Raw genomic sequence first — 18,161 nt, 5'->3', positions numbered from 1 at the left:
TTTTCGACCTCTATGGTCATTTGGTGCGGTAAATTATTTATTACTGGAGTATAAGTTCATGTGTGGAATCGTTGGCGGCGTTGCGCAGAGAGATGTATCTGAAATTTTAATCGAGGGTTTAAAGCGCCTTGAGTATCGTGGTTATGATTCTGCAGGCCTGGCGGTTATTTCCGGTTCCGGCGAACTGCAGCGTCTGCGCCGCGTAGGTAAAGTAAAGTCACTGGCTGATGCCGTTGCTGAGCAGCCTGTTTCCGGTGGTACCGGTATAGCACATACGCGCTGGGCAACACATGGCGAGCCTAATGAAGCAAATGCTCATCCCCATGTTTCCAATGACACGATTGCTGTTGTACATAACGGTATTATCGAGAACCATGAAGAGTTACGCAGCCAGCTGCAGTCTCAAGGTTATCAATTTACTTCGGACACAGATACCGAGGTGATTACGCATTTAGTACATTTACATCTGCAGACAGAAACATCACTACTAAAAGCGGTACAGAAAACAGTTAAGCAGCTTGAAGGTGCATACGGTACAGTAGTGATTGATAAACGTGATCCTGAGCGTTTAATCGTAGCCCGTTCCGGTAGTCCGCTGGTAATAGGTTATGGCGTTGGAGAGCACTTTGTTGCCTCGGATCAGCTGGCTCTACTGCCGGTTACTCGCCGTTTTGCCTTTTTAGAAGAGGGCGATGTTGCTGAAATTACCCGTAAAACTGTCAGTATTTTTGACCTTGAAGGTAATAGTGTTGAACGTGAGGTTAACGAATCAGAAGTCAGCCATGATGCGGGTGATAAAGGTCAATATAAGCATTACATGCTGAAAGAAATTTATGAACAGCCTGTAGCACTGCAGCGTACCATTGAAGGTCGTATCGGCGGCGGCAAAGTGCAGGACAGTGCCTTTGGTGAAGGCGCATCAGAGCTGCTGAAAGATGTTAAACATATTCAGATTATTGCCTGCGGTACCAGCTACCACTCAGCGATGACAGCCCGTTACTGGTTCGAATCTCTAGCCGGCGTGTCTTGTAATGTTGAAATCGCTTCTGAATTCCGCTACCGAAAATCAGTAGTGATGCCTAACAGCTTACTGGTTACTATGTCTCAGTCTGGTGAAACGGCGGATACTCTAGCTGCTTTACGCCTTGCAAAAGAGCTGGGTTATATGGCTAGTCTTACCATCTGTAACGTACCCGGTTCTTCACTGGTGCGTGAATCAGATATGGCTTATATGATGAAAGCAGGTGCAGAGATCGGCGTGGCATCAACCAAAGCCTTTACTGTGCAGCTTGCCGGTTTAATGATGCTGGTTACTGCAATCGGCCGTCATAATGCGTTAAGCTGTCAGCAGGAAGCGGATATTGTCACAGCGCTGCAGAGCCTGCCGGCTAAAATAGAACAAACCCTTGCTATGGATGGTGCAATTCAAGAGCTTGCTGAAGACTTTGCTGATAAACACCACAGCCTGTTTTTAGGACGTGGTGATCAGTACCCGATAGCAATGGAGGGAGCGCTTAAACTGAAAGAGATCTCTTACATCCACGCCGAAGCTTATGCGGCTGGTGAATTAAAACATGGCCCGTTAGCACTGGTTGATGCCGATATGCCTGTCATTGTTGTTGCTCCGGATAATGATCTGGTTGAAAAGCTGAAATCTAACGTCGAAGAAGTGCGTGCCCGTGGCGGTCTGATGTATGTATTTGCCGATAAAAATGCCAAATTCAGCAGTGATAACACCATGAAAGTACTAGAAGTACCAACATGTGATCCGCTTCTGGCACCGATTATCTACACCATTCCGCTGCAGCTGCTGAGTTACCATGTAGCTTTAATTAAAGGTACCGATGTAGATCAGCCGCGTAATCTGGCGAAAAGCGTTACTGTGGAATAAAAATTAAATTAACTCTTTGAATAAAAGTTAATTATTTCCCCTATCTGCCTCCTGTAGAAACTGCTCTGCCGGAGGTTTTTTTTAACTGATATATACTCAGCCGATTGCGAAAAAACTCTGTTTATTAAATCTATTTTTTTCTAAAAATTTACCTTTCTCAAGCCCGCAAATTAAGCTATTTAAGTCCTTATCCTGTATAATTTCAGCTCATTATTTTGATTAAAGGAAACAGTGTTTTTATTGCTGTTAATCTTTATTTTCTGTTTGTTTTAATATTGATTTATAAGGTTATTTGATGACTACTCTTTATTTTATGCGCCATGCTGAAAGTGAAGCAAACCTCTCTGATATTTTAGCTTCACAATTAGATTTCCCTCTAACCGAAAAAGGCCGAAAGGATGCCGCCAAAATAGCTGAAGAAGTGCAGCAGTTTCACCCGATAGATCATATTATCAGTTCGCCTCTTATACGTGCTAAGCAGACAGCGGAACCTTTTGAAAAACTGTTCGCTTTAACTGCTGATACAGATGCCCGGGTTATTGAACAGGATCTTGGAAAATACGCCGGTAAAACTTATGCACAGCTGGATGACGAACCTGACTACTGCCATGATAGAAGTTTACGCTGGAAGTGGGTGCCGGAGGGAGAAGGGGAGTCTTATGAAATGATTGCACATCGCCTGCAGCCTTTCTTCGATAAAATGTTTGAGCAGAAACATGAGCATATATTAATTATTACCCATGCGGTGACCCTGCGCATGGTTAAGTCAATTTTACTGAATATGCTGCCTGAATATCCGCGGGAGATTGCTCATAATGGTGAGATCTGGCAGGTGAAACTAGGTAAAAAAGGTGATGTTCACGAAATTAAATCGCATTTTTATGGGGAAAGTAAATCTGCTGTCAGCAGAGCATAACCTTTTAACCGGCGGTTGTATCAAACCGCCGGCGTATTGTTTTAAAGACAGAAAAAAGCCCCGTTATGGTTAAACCATAACGGGGCTTTTTTATCTTTTACATCTTACCAGGTGTATTTAATACCAACACGGTAGCGTATCTGGCGTTCATCTGTGTAATTATTAACACTTACATCACCAATCTCTATAAACGGACGCCATGTTGTTCCCTCTGTCGTATTGATTGAATACATGAAACGAATATTATTCAGATAGTTTGTTGAGCCGTTGTCAAACTGAGGCTTGGCATTATCTTCCATCTCTTTCCAGTATTCGAAGCCATATTCAAAGTCCCAGTTTCCTGTTTTGTAACCAAACCAGCCGTCAACCTGCTGGATTTTTGAATGGTAAGACTCTCCGTCTGTTCCTTCCTGGCTGTAATCCCATAGTTTCCACTTATAACGGCCCTGTACACGGAAACCGTTATCAAAGGAGTAGTTCAAACGTGCATAAGGTACATAAACCAGGCCGTCAGGGTTGTAATCGAGAGATCCACCGAACACGCCGACTATATTTTCACTGAGGTTGTTATAGTAAAAAATTGACAGCTCTGAACCGTTCATAGTCATAGAATTAAACATTTCATCTTCACCGTCATTGTTATAACGTGCATCAAGCTCAAAACCGAGATTGTTGCCGGTATCAATAAATGCTTTTACACGATCCGAATGTTTATTCGCGCCGTCACGGTATTCATGGCGGTACTCAATAGTGGTTTTGTAGTCATTGGCTGCCGCGTATCCCGTTGCTGCCAGCAGTGCTGAAGAGATAACAACTTTAGTGATGGTATTCATAATAATCCTTAGTTTTTTATTTAGTTATATTTAAATTAGCCGCACGCTAGCGGCTAAAGTGGTGGTGCAAACTGTGTATCAGGTATAAGCATTTAATACATGCTCAGGTACTTCAGTCGGGCGCCATGGATCGCCGGTATGTTCAAGCCACGGCAGCAGTTCTTGTTCAATGAGCTGCTTTATTAACCTCTCATTCTGCTCTGCTATATTCTTCATCTGGTAGGGATCTACCTGGTTGTCGTGTAAAACGTAGGTCAGTGGTTTACCTATTTTGCGGTCAATCGACAGCGTATAGCGATCGGTGCGGATACCACGGCGGCCGTATGACTGTGCGCCGTAAGGCATGAAACTATACAGTTGTGATGTTGGTGCTTTATCGCCGCTTAACCCTTGAACGGTTCGTGCGAAATTAGCGCCTTCGACGGTATCCGGGATCAAGTCGGACATGCCCATTAAACCAAACAGGGTTGGATATATATCCGGTGCCGAGAAAAGAAGATCATCATGCTTAGCAGATAATTTACCCGGCCAGCGGAAGATCATCGGAATACGCATTGACTCTTCATAGTGAATATTCTTAGTCGGCATGCCGTTTGAGCCCATGTTGCAGCCGTGATCCGAGAAGAAAACAACCAGCGTATCTTCGCTTAAATTTAAACGGTCCAGCTCGTCAATAATCCGGCCGAACTGTTCATCAACACCGTTGACCATAGCCATATACTCTTTAAAGTATTTTGGTCCGTAACCTTCTTGATAATCAACGTCCCACTGCACGTTCGGGCGTGTATTCAGGCTTTCAGATGTTTCACCTTCAAAGCGGTCTAAGTACTTCTGCGGTACTTGATCATACGGTGAGTGCGGCGGATTCATTGAAACGACTAAGGTGAACGGCTTGTCACTGTCTCTGAATTTTCCGTCGGTATTACGCAGATAATCAATCGCAACATCTGCTTCGTGCTCCGGACTCCAGCGGTCAATCTGCAGCGGTTTATCTCGTGGTGTTTCATTGGTCCAGTAGATAGGTTTCAAGTGCAGATCGTAGGTACCGTATGCATGCCAGAAGTCAAAACCATGGCGACGGTCGGGTGCTGTCCAGTCGTTCCAGAAACGTCCTTCCATTGGATTGTTGTAGCTGGGTACAAAAGGTGTTTCCGGCGTATCAAGATGCCATTTGCCGATATAACCCATGCTGTAGCCCTGCTCTTTAAGGATATCAGACCAGGTAGTGGTATTTTTTTTCAGTTCAATACCAAAGTCTTTGCCGCCGAATTGTCCCGCGTCTGCAGTATGGCTGTTACCCTGAATACCGTTACGGTAAGGATATTGACCTGTCATTAACATACCGCGAAAAGGCGTGCATAACGGGAAATTAGAAACCGCTTGTTTCAGTACCACACTCTGTGCTGCAAATTTATTAATATTCGGAGTCAGGGATGGATCTTCATTCATAAAGCCTAATGCCTGGGTACGCATCTCATCGGGAAAGATAATTAACAGGTTAGGTTTTTTGGCTGGTGCTTCACTATTTTCACCGGTTTTGCCGGCTGCTGTAGATGTAGAGCATCCGGCAGTTAAAGAGGCAGCTGCAAATGCACTGGTGGCTGCCATTCCTTTCAGCATATCGCGACGGGTTATTGACATGTTCAACTCCATAAATGAAAAAATTAGAAACTAAATGAAAGACTAGTGTTTTGAAATTCTATCGTTCCCCAACGGTTTAATATCTTCACTAGCTTCCGAATTGTTGCGTATCGTAAGTTATCGAAGATTAAATAGCTGTGTAATCGATCACAAAAAAGGTAATGAAGCTTATTGAAAGTTGTTTTCTTGTGTTTTTGTCTTTTCGAAAGTTTTTGTGTAAATTTTTGTTTCACATTAGGTGAAATGACTTTATCAAGATATAATGCAAGCTAATGTGTAAGTATGCGTAAGTTTTAGCGTGATTTAGCGAAAGATTGTGAAAGCGATCAAAGTTTCAAAGTTACGTATTGCTACTTTATTTTTTAAGTGTAAGCTGTATTCGAAATTAAACGAAAGCAGTTTCATTGAGTTTGTAAGGAAACGAAGTGAAAAGTGCTATAGAAAGGCGTATGGAAATCGTCAACATGGTTAACCAGAATGGTAAAGCGCGTGTTGAGGACCTAGCCGAAAAATTTAATGTATCGAGTGTCACTATTCGCAGTGACCTGAGTTTTCTGGAAAAGAACGGCTATGTGATTCGCTCTCATGGTGCGGCAATTCCAAATTCAGGGGTAATTGCAGAACTGACAGTGCAAGAGAAACGCCGCCAGAATGCGGGTGTTAAATCTTTTATTGCTCAGGCTGCTGCCAAACTGATTAACAATGGTGACACAGTTATTCTGGATTCTGGAACGACTACACGAGAAATCGCTTCTAGCTTGAAAAAACTAGAAAACGTAGTGGTAATGACCAGTGGTCTGGATGTAGCAATGGAGTTGGTATCGGCACCTGGTGTAGATGTGCTGATGTCAGGCGGAGTGCTTCGTAAGAATGCACTCTCTTTTTCCGGCTCACAAGCTGAAGCCAGCCTGAAGAATTATCGTTTTGATAAAGTCTTTTTAGGTGTTGACGGTTTTGATTTGAGAGCAGGTATCACCACACATAACGAGCAGGAAGCAAGTCTTAACCGGTTAATGTGTGATGTTTCTGAACAGGTTATTGCAGTGACCGATTCAACAAAGTTTGGTCGACGCAGCTGCCACATGATTAGAGAGTTCGGAAATATTGATATCTTAGTAACAGACGCGAATATTCCGGAAGACTATTTACAAAGTCTCCGTGAGATGAAAGTTGAAGTTATTATTGTAGAAGAAGACTGATTAACTAACTCCACTGCCGCATTGTAAATGTTTACTGTGGAGTTAGTATATGAACACCCTTCAAAAATTAGTACAGAGCAATAAAGCAGGCGAAAAGAATGGTATTTATTCTGTCTGCTCAGCCCACCCCCTTGTTATTGAAGCCGCGCTGAAGCAGGCTTTAAATGACCAGTCACTATTACTGATCGAAGCGACCTCTAATCAGGTAGATCAGTTTGGCGGTTACACTGGAATGAAACCGGTGGACTTTAAAGAGTTTGTTTTACAACTTGCCGCAACAGTACAGTTTCCAGCAGAAAATCTTATTTTAGGCGGCGATCACCTCGGTCCAAACCGCTGGCAGAACCTGCCTTCTGAAGAAGCGATGAATAATGCCGATGATCTTATCGCCGCTTATGTTGAAGCTGGATTTACCAAGATTCACCTCGACTGCAGTATGTCTTGTGCTGGTGATCCCGTTCCTCTTTCAGACGAAATCGTTGCACAGCGTGCCGCGCGTTTAGCTGATATTGCAGAAAAAACGGCAGTTAAAGCATTCGGCAGCAGCGACCTTGTTTATGTTATCGGTACTGAAGTACCAGTTCCAGGCGGTGCGGCTGAAGAGCTTGAAGAGCTTGAAGTCACATCTCCTGAAGCTGCTCACAAAACCATTAACTGCCATAAGCAGGCTTTTGAGAAAGCCGGTGTCAGTGACTGCTGGCCTCGTGTTATCGGTTTAGTTGTGCAGCCGGGTGTGGAATTTGATCATACCGGTATTATTGATTTCAAACCTGAAAAAGCTCAAAAACTCAGTGCCGTTGTTAATGATTACGATAATCTGATTTTTGAAGCTCACTCAACAGACTACCAGACAGACAGTGCTTATAAAGCGTTAGTTGAAGGGCATTTTGCCATTTTAAAAGTCGGACCGGCGTTAACGTTTGCTATGCGTGAAGCACTTTATAACCTCGCTGATGTAGAAGAGCAGATTATTGCCAAAGCACACTGTTCAAACTTTAAAGAAATCATTGAAGAGCAGATGTGCGCCGCGCCTGGTTACTGGGAAAAATACTACCAGGGAACAGAATCTCAACAGCGTTTTGCACGCAGCTACAGTTTTAGTGATCGTATTCGCTATTACTGGCCTGAGCAGTCTATCCAGAATGCACAGGACAAGCTGTTCACTAACTTATCCCGTACCGGTATCTCTCTGCCGTTATTAAACCAATATTTACCTATCCAGTTTAAAGGTGTTCGGGAAGGAGATGTACAGGCAGATCCGAAGTCTCTGGTATTAGACAGCATTCAAGAAGTATTACGCAGTTACGCAAGCGCATGTCAGCAAAGTAAAGGTTAAAAGAAGATTATGAATCAGTATTTAGGTTATTCAGAAAAAGAGTTAGACAATTTAAAGGCATTCTGGACTGCGAAAGAGATTGAACAGCAGCCGTCATGCTGGAAAAAAACGCAGGCAATTGTTGCAAATAGACAAGCCGAGATTGGACCTTTTATGGACAAGGTATTTGCCCATAAAGATCTACGCATAGTAATGACAGGAGCCGGTACTTCGGCATTTGCCGGACAGGCGCTGGCACCGTCATTAGCAAAAGACAGCGGCCGTCGAGTTGAAGCGATTGCATCGACCGATATCGTTTCTAATCCGGATCAGTATTTTGCTGAAGATCTGCCGACGCTGCTGGTCTCCTTTGCCCGTTCAGGCAACAGCCCGGAAAGTGTGGCTGCTGTTGAGCTTGCAGACCAGTGTCTGAGTAATTGTTATCACCTGTTTTTAACCTGTAATAACGAAGGTCAGCTTTATAAAAGCAGTGTGAATAACAGTAAAGCATTAGCATTATTAATGCCTGAAGAAACCAATGATAAATCATTTGCAATGACATCAAGTTTTTCTTCAATGATGGTGGCGGCTATTTCGGTTTTATCCGGGCAAACAGATTGTGCAGAAAAAGTTAACCTGTTCAGCAGTGTTTCAGATGCGCTGATTCAGCAGGTTAACAGCAGTATTGCGGATATCGCTGCCAGTGACTATGAGCGTGTTATCTATCTGGGAAGCGGCGGCTTACAAGGTCTGGCGCAGGAGTGTGCGTTAAAACTATTAGAATTAACCGCAGGTGAAGTGGTTGCCTGTTTTGATTCTCCTTTAGGTTTCCGTCACGGTCCGAAATCCATTGTTAATAATAAAACATTAATCGTTGTATTTATTTCTAACGACGCTTACACACGCAAGTACGATCTGGATCTGTTAAAAGAACTGCGCAAGGATCAGAGTGCGGCTAAAGTTATCGCCATTACAGCTCAGTCTGACCAGGCAGTAACGGACGGAGATCATATATATATTCCCGACATGAGAAGCGTTTCTGATACTGAGTTATTATTTCCTTATATGTTTTTCGCTCAGATATATGCATTTCATCGCGCAGTATCACTGAAAAATTCACCCGATAATCCTTGTCCGAGCGGCGAAGTTAACCGAGTTGTACAAGGCGTGACTATTCACCCTTTTAATTGTTAATCATTAAATAATAACCGATAGGTAGAACTACTATGACAGCACCTAATATTGTTTGGACTCGTATTGATGAGCGTCTATTACATGGACAAATCCGTATCACCTGGGGTAAGCAGACAGAAGCGAATCTTATTCTGGTAGCAAATGATGCGGCGGCGGAAGGGCCTAACGCGGCATTTATGCAGGCGGGAATGAAAGCCTCTGCCGGCGGCGAATATGCCGTGCGGTTTTTCTCACTACAGAAAACCATTGACGTGATCAGCAAAGCCTCTGCTAAACAGAAGATTTTCATCTTATGTAACAGCCCGGAAGATGTCGCTAAGCTGGTGGAAGGCGGCGTGCCGATTACCCATTGTAACGTCGGCAATATGCACTTCCATGAAGGTAAAAAGCAGATCACTAAAACGGTATCAGTAGATGAAAATGACCTTAATGCCTTTGAGCGTATGGTCAAACTGGGCGTGACCTGCACCATTCAGAATACACCGGATCAAAAACCTGTTGATGTATTAGAACAGGCAATGGCTTCGGCATAAGTCAGCACGGGTTTAACTTAAATAAAAAGGAATAGAGCATGTTATACGAAGCTTTACTGGTCGCTGTCTGGGCCTTCTTCTGTGGTATCGATAAATACGATGTCGCACTGAATATTCACCGCCCGTTAATTACCGGCCCGGTTATCGGCCTGATTATGGGTGATATGCAGATCGGTTTGATTGCCGGTGCAACACTTGAGTTAGCCTGGTTAGGTCTTGTGCCTAACGCCGGTGCTCAGCCGCCGGATGTTACTCTGGGTACCATTGCCGCTGTTGCTTTTGCAGTAATGACGGGGCAGTCGGCTGAAGTAGCAATGGGTGTAGGTATGCCTATCGCCGTTATTATGCAGATGCTGGTTATCGGCTTCTTCGCGATGACTGCCTTTACTATGGGTAAAGCGGATGATTATGCGGATAAGGGGGACTCGAAAGGTATCGATAATCTTCTCTATGCCACTATCAGCCTGCGTGCGATGTTATATGCCGTTGTTGCTTTCTTAACGGTTTACTTTGGTGAGCACGGCGCGGCCTGGATTGATGAAAATGCTCCGACCGTACTGTTAGAAGGTTTAGGTATCGGCGCGAGAATGGTACCGGCAATTGGTTTTGCAATGCTGCTTAAAATCATGTGGTCAAAAGAAGTGGCGGGTGTGTTCTTTATCGGTTTTGTAATGACAACTTACCTGCAGCTTCCAATTATGGCAGTAGCAATTATCGGCGCGTCGCTAGCCGCATTGTATTTCTTCTTTAGCGGCTCAAATGACAATTCAAACAATCAAAAAGCAGAGGAATTTGAAGATGGGATCTAACAGCGCAGCCGGTACTTTACCGAACGACATCGACATGGCAGGCGATACAGAAGATAAACAAGTTTTAACTGATGGTATTGATGCCTACCAGGATACTGAAGTACGTCAGGTTATTACCAAAAAAGACTTGTGGTGGTGTGCTATCCGCGGTTTATTTATGGAAGGTAACTTTAACTTTGAACGTATGCAGGCGGGTGGTTTTGCCTACTCAATTATCCCGGCGCTGAAGCGTATTCACGGCAATAACAAACGTGATTTCGCTACTGCACTGAAGAACCATTTACAGTTCTTTAATGCCAGCCCTAAACTGTTTACCTTCCTGCTGGGTACTGCAGTAGCAATGGAAGAAAACAAAGAGCAGCCGTCGACGATTAACGTAATGAAAGTTGCCGGAATGGGGCCGACAGGGGGGATTGGTGATGCTATTGACCATATGACGTTGATGCCGTTAACCCTGGCTCTCGGGGCGTCCATTGCTATTGAAGGGTCGATTGCCGGACCGTTTGTTTTCTTCATCTTATACCAGACAGTACATTTTCTGGTGTACTTTGCCCTGATGTTTATGGGTTATAAAGCGGGTACTAACGCCATGGTAAGTATGGCTGACTCGACGGAGAAAATGGCTAAAGCCGCCAACATAATGGGTATCTTTGTTATCGGGGCCTTATCGGCCACCTTTATCCGGGTGCAGACAACCTTATCAGTCGAACTGGGCGGGGCGGTTGTTGAACTGCAGACTGCACTGTTCGATAAGATTATGCCTAACCTGCTGCCGCTGGCATTGGTGTTCTTTATGCTGAAAATGGTGAAAGGCACAGGATTCTGGGCTAAGCCGCCGGTATTGATTTTCGCAACCTTAGCCGGTGGTGTTATCGGACATTACCTAGGCATCTTATAAACCGCATTTCAAACATAGTTAAGGGGAAGGAGACTTCCCCCATTTTTTAAGGATTTCCCCATGATAGGTATTGTTGTATCAGGACATATTAACTTTGCGTCCGGTATGCAGTCGGCTGTAAAGGCGATTACCGGAGAGCAGGAACAGATGGCTTATGTTGACTTCGTTGAATCAATGTCAACAGATCAGTTAGAAGCTCAATTACGTCAGGCCGCCAAACAGGTTGATTCTGGAGACGGTGTTTTATTCCTCGCGGATGTGCCGGGCGGATCACCTTCGAACCGTGCTTCAGCCATTTTAATGGATACAGAGAACGTTGAGCTGATTGCCGGAGCCAACCTGCCGATGATCGCCAATGCTGCTTTTGAACGTGACGGTGCCAGACTGAAAGAGCTTGTTGAAGTTCTGCTGGATATCGGTACTTCCTGTATACAGGATATGCGCGCCGAGCTGGACAAAATAATGGCCAGTGAGCCGGAACTTGAACTTGAATGTGAAGACGGACTGTAAATATGCGTTATGCCTTAATTGCTGATCGAGTTTTTGGTGCTGCTGGAATTGAAAAGAATACTGCCGTGGTAGTTGAAAACGGCAAAATCACCGCTGTCACTGAAAATATTCCTACTGACTGCGAGCTGATCAAGCTTGAAGGTTTATCTCTATTACCAGGATTTATTGATATTCATATCCACGGCCGTGATGGTGCGGATGTGATGGATGCATCGCAGTCGGCCCTGCAGAATATTGCCGATGCGCTGCCTGAAACGGGGGTTGTCGGCTGGGTTGGTACCACGGTAACTGCCCCTTGGCAGGATATTTTAGATTCGTTAGCTGCCGTGCGCAGTTTTACCCGAAAAGAACAGACTCAGGGGGCACAGCTGCTGGGCAGTTTTTTAGAAGGGCCCTATTTTACCGAGCCTCACCGAGGTTCACATCCGCCTGCTTATTTGAAGTCTCCAACGATTTCTGAGCTGGTGGAATTAAAAGAGGCCGCCGGAAGCTCTTTAATCCGAGCTGCGGTTGCGCCGGAAGGCACTGGCGCAATGGAAGCAGTCCGCTGGCTGACAGAAAACGGTATAAAAACCTCTGTGGCCCATACCGATGCCACTTTCGAGCAGGTAACTGAAGCTTTCCATCTTGGTGCTGACTGCGGTGTGCATCTATTTAACGGCATGAGCGGATTACATCACCGCCAGCCTGGATGCTGCGGTGCGGTTTTATATCACGACATGTTAGCCGAGCTGATTGCAGACGGTATTCATGTTAATCCAGTCATGATGCAGCTGGCCTACCGCATGAAAGGTTACCAGGGCATCGCATTAATTACCGACTGTATGCGTGCCGGCGGGTTAGCAGATGGTGATTATCAGCTGGGCGCTCAGGTTATTACCGTAACAGACGGCGAAGCGCGCAGTCCCTGCGGCTCTTTAGCCGGCAGTACCTGCAGTCTGGATCAGGCGCTGCGTAACATGGTTTTTAAAAGTGATGTTCCACAATGGGAAGCGGTGCAGATGGCATCGGCAGTTCCCGCGAAATACCTGGGTATTGAACATCGCCTAGGCAGTATAGCCCCGGGTTTAGATGCAAGTTTTACCATTATGGATAATGAACTACAGGTGCAGGGAACAATTATTAACGGCGAGTGGGAATATAAAAAATAAATTCCGGCAGTCAGACCACAAATTAAATAAAAGTTAAGAGGTAAAGATGGAAATTCGTCAGCCAATTCATAGTGATCACGCTAAACAGTTAGATACAGCCGGGTTACGCGAGCAGTTCCTGATTGAAGATATGTTTCAGGAAGGTCAGATCAATCTGACTTACAGCCATATTGACCGCATTATTGTCGGCGGTGTTGTACCAACAACAAGCGCAGTAGATTTTGAAGGCGGTAAAGAGATTGGGGTTGATTTCTTTTTACAACGCAGAGAATTAGGGGCTATCAATATCGGCGCTGCAGGTATTGTTACTGTTGACGGTGAAAGATTTGAAGTAGCCGCCCGCGAAGCTGTTTATGTAGGAATGGGTGCTAAAGAGATCAGCTTTGCCAGCGTCGATGCCGATCAACCGGCGCGTTTTTATCTGAATTGCGCACCGGCACATCATGCTTATCCAACACGTAAAATTACGCGTGCAGAAGCTTCACCTGAAACAATCGGTAATCAGGAAAACTGTAACGTCCGTACTATTAATAAATATCTACACCCAGATGTATTACCAACATGCCAGCTGTTAATGGGCATGACAGAGCTAGCGCCGGGCAGCCTGTGGAATACCATGCCATGCCATACGCATGAGCGTCGTATGGAAGTGTATCTGTACTTTGATATGAAAGACGACAACATTGCATTTCATTACATGGGTGAGCCAAGTGAAACCCGTCATATCGTAGTGCGTAACGAACAGGCTGTGATCAGCCCAAGCTGGTCTATTCACTCTGGCGTCGGTACTGCTTCTTATACATTTATCTGGGGAATGGTCGGTGAAAATCAGACTTTCCACGATATGGACCATGTTGCTATGAGCGACCTGAAATAAGCCTCAACACTTTCAATTTACGGTGCCGCAGCTGCGCCGTAGTTAACTCATTATTAGGATATTAACATGAACAATTTTGATCTAAGCGGTAAAGTCGCGATTGTAACAGGTTGTAATACAGGTCTTGGTCAGGGTTCTGCAATTGGCCTTGCTAAAGCGGGCGCAGATATCGTCGGTATTGGGCACATTCCAGCCCCGGAAACTCAGGCTCAAATCGAAGCATTAGGGCGTAAATTTCACTACATTACAGCTAATCTGATGGTTCAGGATCAGCTTGAAAATATTGTCGCTGAAACCGTTGAGGTAATGGGACGTGTAGATATACTGGTCAATAATGCTGGTATTATCCGTCGTGAAGATTTCCTCGATTTCTCTGAATCAAACTGGGACGACGTGATCAATATTAACCAGAAAACTGTATTTTTCTTGTCTCAGGCTGTTGCTAAACAGTTCGTTAAACAGGGTAAGGGCGGTAAAATCATAAATATCGCTTCTATGCTGTCTTTTCAGGGCGGTATTCGTGTTCCTTCTTATACTGCAAGCAAATCAGCGGTAATGGGCCTGACTCGTGCACTGGCTAATGAATTAGCACAGTACGAAGTAAATGTTAATGCTATCGCACCGGGTTATATGGCGACTGATAATACTGAAGCACTGCGTGCCGATGAAGCGCGTAATGCTGCTATTCTTGAGCGTATTCCTGCCAATCGCTGGGGAACCCCTGAAGATCTGGCTGGTCCTATCGTGTTCCTTGCTTCACCGGCAAGTGATTATGTAAATGGTTACACCATCGCCGTTGACGGCGGCTGGTTAGCACGCTAAGGAGTAAAAGTGATGGCTTTAGGTACTAAACAAAGTGTTTTACAGGTAATGAAGCGGGTATACCGCTATCAGGCTGAAAACCAGACTCGCAGCGTGATCCGTCGCAGCGGCGCGACTCGCTTTATCAAGGATACGGACTGGGAACGTGGTGTATTCTGGTCTTGTGCCTCTGCGGCATGGCTGGCGACTGACGATCAGGAATACCTGAATGGTGTCATGAACTACACATTACACACCGGTTTTCGTACCGGTGCATTTCCGCGTTTTGCGGATGACCATGTTTGTGCCCAGGCTTATCTGGACGTCTACCCAGCAATAAACATCCCTGAAGCGCTGGAACCGACCATTAAAGCGTTTGATATTATGCTTGATCAGCCGAAACCAGGTCATCGCGACTGGTGGTGGGTGGACTCACTGTTTATGGCACCAGCTGCCTTTGCTGCTTTGTCGAAAGTGACCGGCGAGCGCAAGTATGTTGATTACATGCATACGGCGTTTTGGGATTCGATTGATCATCTTTATGATCCTGAAACGAAACTGTTTTATCGTGACTACCGTTACATGCCGACTGAGCTGGGTCAGAAGTACCGTGATGAGTTCGGTGACGGCGGGGCAGAGCTGCGCGAAGCTAACGGTGAGAAGGTGTTCTGGTCGCGCGGTATCGGCTGGATGCTGGCAGCATGCCCGCGTATTCTGGCACGTCTGCCAGAGGGGTTCGAGCAGCGCCAGTCTTATATCGATTTGTTTACGGCATTGGCAGCAGAAGTGATCAAGTATCAGCAGGCTGATGGTTTCTGGCGTACCAGTTTATTAGATCCGGATAACTTCCCTGCACCGGAAAGCAGTGCCACATCTTTGTTCTGTTACGGTCTGGCATGGGGAGTTAATAACGGCATTTTAGATCGTGAGATTTATCTGCCGGTTGTTGAGTCCTCCTGGAGTGCACTGCAGACTGCTGTTCATGATAACGGCATGATGGGCTGGGTGCAGCTGCCTGCATTTAACCCGCGTGATGTGAAGTTTGAACACAATATGGATTATGGAGCTGGTGCATTTATGCTGGCGGCTACGGAAGTGGCTATTCTCGCCGAGTAAAGATAAAAATCCCAGCTAGTCTGGGATTTTTCATTTCTGCAGAACGTTTCTGAAAACTCAGAGTGTATTTTATGAGCTATAAAAAAATTAAGGCTGTCGTCTCGGATCTCGACGGTACCCTGTTAACCGCCGATAATCGAATCGGTGCTTATACCCGGAAAACCTTAAAGACGCTGCATGAGCAGGATATTCATTTTATTGTTGCAACGGGACGTCACTACCTCGATGCTAAATATATTCGTGATTCAGCGGCTGTACCCGCTTATCTGATCACTTCCAACGGCGCCCGGATTCATGATAAGAATGATCAGCTGATCTACAGGAAAGATGTTGATGTCGATGTGGTAAAAAACATTACCGCCATGCTTAAAGATGACAGCAGTATTACCCTTAATCTGTTTACTGAGAACGCCTGGTTAGCAAGCAAAGATTATGCTGATACAGATAAGTACCATCCCGACAGCGGTTTTACTTATCAGCTTTTTGAGAAAGCGGCTGCGCCGGCTGAAAATGTGGCTAAATTATCAGTATCTCACCCCTGCGGTGATTATCTGGCGAAACTGGAAAAATCTATTATTAGTTCTTTTTCCGGTCGGGCCAATATTTACCTGTCAACACCGACTAATTTAGAAGTAACCGCAGCCGGTACGTCGAAGGGGCAAGCGCTGCAGATCATTGCACAGCGTCATAAGCATAAGCTTGAGAATTATATGGCTTTTGGTGATGCGATGAACGATCTGGAGATGCTGGAAATGAGCGGTTTTGGTTTGATTATGGCAGAGGGCCAGAAGCGTTTAATAAAACGGCTGCCTGATAATGAAGTGATAGGCTGCAGTGCTGACCAGGCTGTTGCTGAATATATACAAAAACACCTGTTGTAGCGCCATAACTATTTTTTATCAGCATAGAAAAACAGTTTTCAGGCGCTATGGCGGAGTTTGGTTAAGCACCTTCGAGTCGGTCGAGGTGTACATTTTTAAAACATTATTCTTTGCAGTGCCGGCAGTTTTTCTGGTTACCTGCATGGAACCGTTTAATTAAATAATAGAAAGAGAAGGAAACAAATTATGGGTGGTATCAGTATCTGGCAGCTAGTCATTGTCGCAGTGATTGTAGTTCTACTTTTTGGCACGAAAAAGCTACGCGGCATTGGTGGTGATTTAGGCGGCGCAATAAAAGGCTTTAAAAATGCGGTGAAAGATGAAGAGTCAACTTCTCCAGCATTTGATGAAAAATCAGAAAAAAGCGCTGCTGATGAACAGACTCTCAGCGGAAAAACTATTTAAATGTTTGATATTGGATTTTGGGAGATGGTTTTTATCTCCGTAATAGGGTTAGTAGTGCTCGGTCCCGAGCGCTTGCCTCCTGCTATCCGTAGTGTTGTGCGCTGGGTAAATACTGCCAAAGGTATGGCTAACTCTGTCAAAACTGAAATATCTCAAGAGTTAAAGCTGCATGAAATAAACGAGAATATGGTTAAAGCGAGTAAGCTGGGTCTTAACGATCTGGATCCTGAGCTTAAAGACTCAATTGATGATATGAAAAAAACGGCACAGAAAATTACCCGTCCATATCAGGCCAGCAATGAAGACTTAAACTCATTAGTTGCCGAAAAGAGTGTCAACACAGTAAAGACAGATGAAAACAGTATTATTAACAAGTCAGCCGCATCGATTACACCGGATAAAAGTGAATGAGTTCAAGTGAAACCTGTGATCCGCAGACAAAACACAGCTTGCCGTTAATAACGCATTTATTAGAGCTTCGTGACCGCTTATTACGTGTTACTGCTATCGTTATGGTTCTCTTTTTAAGTCTGGTTTATTTTGCTAATGATATTTATCACTACTTAGCAATCCCGCTTAGCAGCCAGCTTCCTGAAGGTTCAAGTATGATTGCAACCGGGGTAGCGACGCCGTTTTTCACTCCGATCAAACTGACCATTGTCCTGTCCTTTTTTATTGCCATTCCGGCTATTTTACATCAGGTCTGGGCATTTATTGCACCGGGTTTATACAAACATGAACGTAAATTAATTTGGCCTTTGGTGGTCACTAGTGCGCTGCTATTTTATTTAGGTATGGCATTTTCTTATTATGTGGTTTTCCCCTTAGCTTTTTCCTTTTTCACCAGTACAGCGCCGGAAGGTGTCACTATAGCAACTGGGCTCTGTTCCATTTATGTGTTGTTACCCGTATGCGGATTGTAAAATTCGCTGATAATCAAAGTTTGAGTTACTTTCTCTAAACCAAGCAAGATAATGTGGCAAATACTTTGTCGCAACACCTCGCATTTTTACATCCACCCAACCTTTGAAATGAGCTATTGCTCCATTAACTGTTTGGATATGATAAATTTTATCTATCACTCTTTTTTTACCACTTATCAATCGTTTGTGATCGCAATTTGTGTTTTTTGCAACACTGACATATGCCCAAGCACCATCACTGCATAATACCGAACTTTCTGCTATGTGG

Annotated in this window: 19 protein-coding genes and 1 pseudogene; 17 read left to right on the top strand and 3 right to left on the bottom strand. The window is 44.7% G+C overall.

The window, feature by feature from the left end; all coding sequences use genetic code 11:
* Nucleotides 1–58 precede the first annotated feature (58 nt).
* Both glmS and G327_RS0113220 read left to right on the top strand, forming a co-directional pair.
* Nucleotides 59–1,891, top strand: coding sequence for a glutamine--fructose-6-phosphate transaminase (isomerizing) (gene glmS, locus G327_RS0113225; RefSeq protein ID WP_019615264.1), 1,833 nt, complete (start codon nt 59–61; stop codon nt 1,889–1,891).
* A 295-nt stretch (nt 1,892–2,186) separates the two neighbouring features.
* Nucleotides 2,187–2,807, top strand: a complete 621-nt coding sequence (locus G327_RS0113220) for a histidine phosphatase family protein (protein ID WP_019615263.1) — start codon at nt 2,187–2,189, stop codon at nt 2,805–2,807.
* Nucleotides 2,808–2,911: 104 nt separating this feature from the next.
* Here G327_RS0113220 and G327_RS0113215 read toward each other — a convergent pair whose 3' ends face one another.
* Both G327_RS0113215 and G327_RS0113210 read right to left on the bottom strand, forming a co-directional pair.
* A complete protein-coding gene (locus tag G327_RS0113215; protein ID WP_019615262.1) occupies nt 2,912–3,640 on the bottom strand; it encodes an oligogalacturonate-specific porin KdgM family protein in 729 nt (242 codons plus the stop codon).
* 78 nt (nt 3,641–3,718) lie between these two features.
* Complete coding sequence (locus tag G327_RS0113210; protein WP_019615261.1) at nt 3,719–5,281, bottom strand: sulfatase family protein; 1,563 nt, start codon at nt 5,279–5,281, stop codon at nt 3,719–3,721.
* Nucleotides 5,282–5,706: 425 nt separating this feature from the next.
* Between G327_RS0113210 and agaR the strand changes: the two genes are divergently transcribed.
* The 15 genes and pseudogenes from agaR to tatC form a co-directional block, all read left to right on the top strand.
* Nucleotides 5,707–6,480, top strand: coding sequence for a transcriptional repressor AgaR (gene agaR, locus G327_RS0113205; protein ID WP_019615260.1), 774 nt, complete (start codon nt 5,707–5,709; stop codon nt 6,478–6,480).
* A gap of 49 nt (nt 6,481–6,529) precedes the next feature.
* A complete protein-coding gene (gene kbaZ / locus G327_RS0113200; RefSeq protein ID WP_019615259.1) occupies nt 6,530–7,816 on the top strand; it encodes a tagatose-bisphosphate aldolase subunit KbaZ in 1,287 nt (428 codons plus the stop codon).
* 9 nt (nt 7,817–7,825) lie between these two features.
* Nucleotides 7,826–8,989 carry an SIS domain-containing protein gene (locus tag G327_RS0113195; RefSeq protein ID WP_019615258.1) on the top strand — a complete coding sequence of 388 codons (1,164 nt, stop codon included), beginning with the start codon at nt 7,826–7,828 and terminating at the stop codon, nt 8,987–8,989.
* A 32-nt stretch (nt 8,990–9,021) separates the two neighbouring features.
* Entirely contained in the window at nt 9,022–9,522 is a 501-nt protein-coding gene (gene agaV, locus G327_RS0113190) for a PTS N-acetylgalactosamine transporter subunit IIB (RefSeq protein ID WP_019615257.1), read from the top strand.
* 38 nt (nt 9,523–9,560) lie between these two features.
* A complete protein-coding gene (gene agaW, locus G327_RS0113185; RefSeq protein ID WP_019615256.1) occupies nt 9,561–10,331 on the top strand; it encodes a PTS N-acetylgalactosamine transporter subunit IIC in 771 nt (256 codons plus the stop codon).
* A complete protein-coding gene (locus tag G327_RS0113180; RefSeq protein ID WP_019615255.1) occupies nt 10,321–11,229 on the top strand; it encodes a PTS system mannose/fructose/sorbose family transporter subunit IID in 909 nt (302 codons plus the stop codon). Before agaW ends, G327_RS0113180 begins: the two co-directional genes overlap by 11 nt.
* Before the next feature lie 60 nt (nt 11,230–11,289).
* Nucleotides 11,290–11,739 carry a PTS galactosamine/N-acetylgalactosamine transporter subunit IIA gene (gene agaF, locus G327_RS0113175; protein ID WP_019615254.1) on the top strand — a complete coding sequence of 150 codons (450 nt, stop codon included), beginning with the start codon at nt 11,290–11,292 and terminating at the stop codon, nt 11,737–11,739.
* A 2-nt stretch (nt 11,740–11,741) separates the two neighbouring features.
* The gene (gene nagA, locus G327_RS0113170; protein ID WP_019615253.1) at nt 11,742–12,890 is read left to right on the top strand and encodes an N-acetylglucosamine-6-phosphate deacetylase; all 1,149 of its coding nucleotides are present in this window, start codon (nt 11,742–11,744) and stop codon (nt 12,888–12,890) included.
* A gap of 46 nt (nt 12,891–12,936) precedes the next feature.
* A complete protein-coding gene (gene kduI, locus G327_RS0113165) occupies nt 12,937–13,767 on the top strand; it encodes a 5-dehydro-4-deoxy-D-glucuronate isomerase (protein WP_019615252.1) in 831 nt (276 codons plus the stop codon).
* Nucleotides 13,768–13,827: 60 nt separating this feature from the next.
* On the top strand, nt 13,828–14,589 hold the full coding sequence (kduD, locus tag G327_RS0113160) for a 2-dehydro-3-deoxy-D-gluconate 5-dehydrogenase KduD (RefSeq protein WP_211217232.1): 762 nt from the start codon (nt 13,828–13,830) through the stop codon (nt 14,587–14,589).
* 12 nt (nt 14,590–14,601) lie between these two features.
* Nucleotides 14,602–15,684 (top strand): glycoside hydrolase family 88/105 protein, encoded by a 1,083-nt coding sequence (locus G327_RS0113155; protein WP_019615250.1) that lies wholly within the window; start codon nt 14,602–14,604, stop codon nt 15,682–15,684.
* Between the two features lie 71 nt (nt 15,685–15,755).
* Entirely contained in the window at nt 15,756–16,565 is an 810-nt protein-coding gene (locus tag G327_RS0113150; protein WP_019615249.1) for a Cof-type HAD-IIB family hydrolase, read from the top strand.
* Nucleotides 16,566–16,751: 186 nt separating this feature from the next.
* A complete protein-coding gene (gene tatA / locus G327_RS0113145; protein WP_019615248.1) occupies nt 16,752–16,970 on the top strand; it encodes a Sec-independent protein translocase subunit TatA in 219 nt (72 codons plus the stop codon).
* Nucleotides 16,971–17,381 (top strand): Sec-independent protein translocase protein TatB, encoded by a 411-nt coding sequence (tatB, locus tag G327_RS0113140; protein ID WP_019615247.1) that lies wholly within the window; start codon nt 16,971–16,973, stop codon nt 17,379–17,381.
* Nucleotides 17,378–17,860: pseudogene (gene tatC / locus G327_RS24695) on the top strand (twin-arginine translocase subunit TatC); the annotation flags it as partial. The gene tatB and the pseudogene tatC, both read left to right, overlap by 4 nt.
* A 12-nt stretch (nt 17,861–17,872) precedes the next feature.
* Here the strand turns inward: tatC and G327_RS24690 are convergent.
* The coding region (locus G327_RS24690; RefSeq protein WP_019615245.1) for an IS1595 family transposase at nt 17,873–18,161 on the bottom strand (289 nt) is incomplete at its 5' end.

Source organism: Psychromonas ossibalaenae ATCC BAA-1528 (assembly GCF_000381745.1).
Taxonomy (GTDB): domain Bacteria; phylum Pseudomonadota; class Gammaproteobacteria; order Enterobacterales; family Psychromonadaceae; genus Psychromonas; species Psychromonas ossibalaenae.
Note: the sequence above shows the minus strand (reverse complement) of the source record. Positions and strands in the feature narration are given on the sequence as shown.

Excerpts from the sequence above, each read along its gene's own strand:
- agaV (WP_019615257.1), top strand. The coding sequence starts at position 9,022 with ATGACAGCACCTAATATTGTTTGGACTCGTATTGATGAGCGTCTATTA.
- G327_RS0113155 (WP_019615250.1), top strand. The coding sequence starts at position 14,602 with ATGGCTTTAGGTACTAAACAAAGTGTTTTACAGGTAATGAAGCGGGTA.
- agaW (WP_019615256.1), top strand. The coding sequence starts at position 9,561 with ATGTTATACGAAGCTTTACTGGTCGCTGTCTGGGCCTTCTTCTGTGGT.
- G327_RS0113150 (WP_019615249.1), top strand. The coding sequence starts at position 15,756 with ATGAGCTATAAAAAAATTAAGGCTGTCGTCTCGGATCTCGACGGTACC.
- nagA (WP_019615253.1), top strand. The coding sequence starts at position 11,742 with ATGCGTTATGCCTTAATTGCTGATCGAGTTTTTGGTGCTGCTGGAATT.
- glmS (WP_019615264.1), top strand. The coding sequence starts at position 59 with ATGTGTGGAATCGTTGGCGGCGTTGCGCAGAGAGATGTATCTGAAATT.
- G327_RS0113220 (WP_019615263.1), top strand. The coding sequence starts at position 2,187 with ATGACTACTCTTTATTTTATGCGCCATGCTGAAAGTGAAGCAAACCTC.
- G327_RS0113215 (WP_019615262.1), bottom strand. The coding sequence starts at position 3,640 with ATGAATACCATCACTAAAGTTGTTATCTCTTCAGCACTGCTGGCAGCA.
- G327_RS0113210 (WP_019615261.1), bottom strand. The coding sequence starts at position 5,281 with ATGTCAATAACCCGTCGCGATATGCTGAAAGGAATGGCAGCCACCAGT.
- tatB (WP_019615247.1), top strand. The coding sequence starts at position 16,971 with ATGTTTGATATTGGATTTTGGGAGATGGTTTTTATCTCCGTAATAGGG.
- kduI (WP_019615252.1), top strand. The coding sequence starts at position 12,937 with ATGGAAATTCGTCAGCCAATTCATAGTGATCACGCTAAACAGTTAGAT.
- agaF (WP_019615254.1), top strand. The coding sequence starts at position 11,290 with ATGATAGGTATTGTTGTATCAGGACATATTAACTTTGCGTCCGGTATG.
- G327_RS0113195 (WP_019615258.1), top strand. The coding sequence starts at position 7,826 with ATGAATCAGTATTTAGGTTATTCAGAAAAAGAGTTAGACAATTTAAAG.
- kbaZ (WP_019615259.1), top strand. The coding sequence starts at position 6,530 with ATGAACACCCTTCAAAAATTAGTACAGAGCAATAAAGCAGGCGAAAAG.
- tatA (WP_019615248.1), top strand. The coding sequence starts at position 16,752 with ATGGGTGGTATCAGTATCTGGCAGCTAGTCATTGTCGCAGTGATTGTA.
- G327_RS0113180 (WP_019615255.1), top strand. The coding sequence starts at position 10,321 with ATGGGATCTAACAGCGCAGCCGGTACTTTACCGAACGACATCGACATG.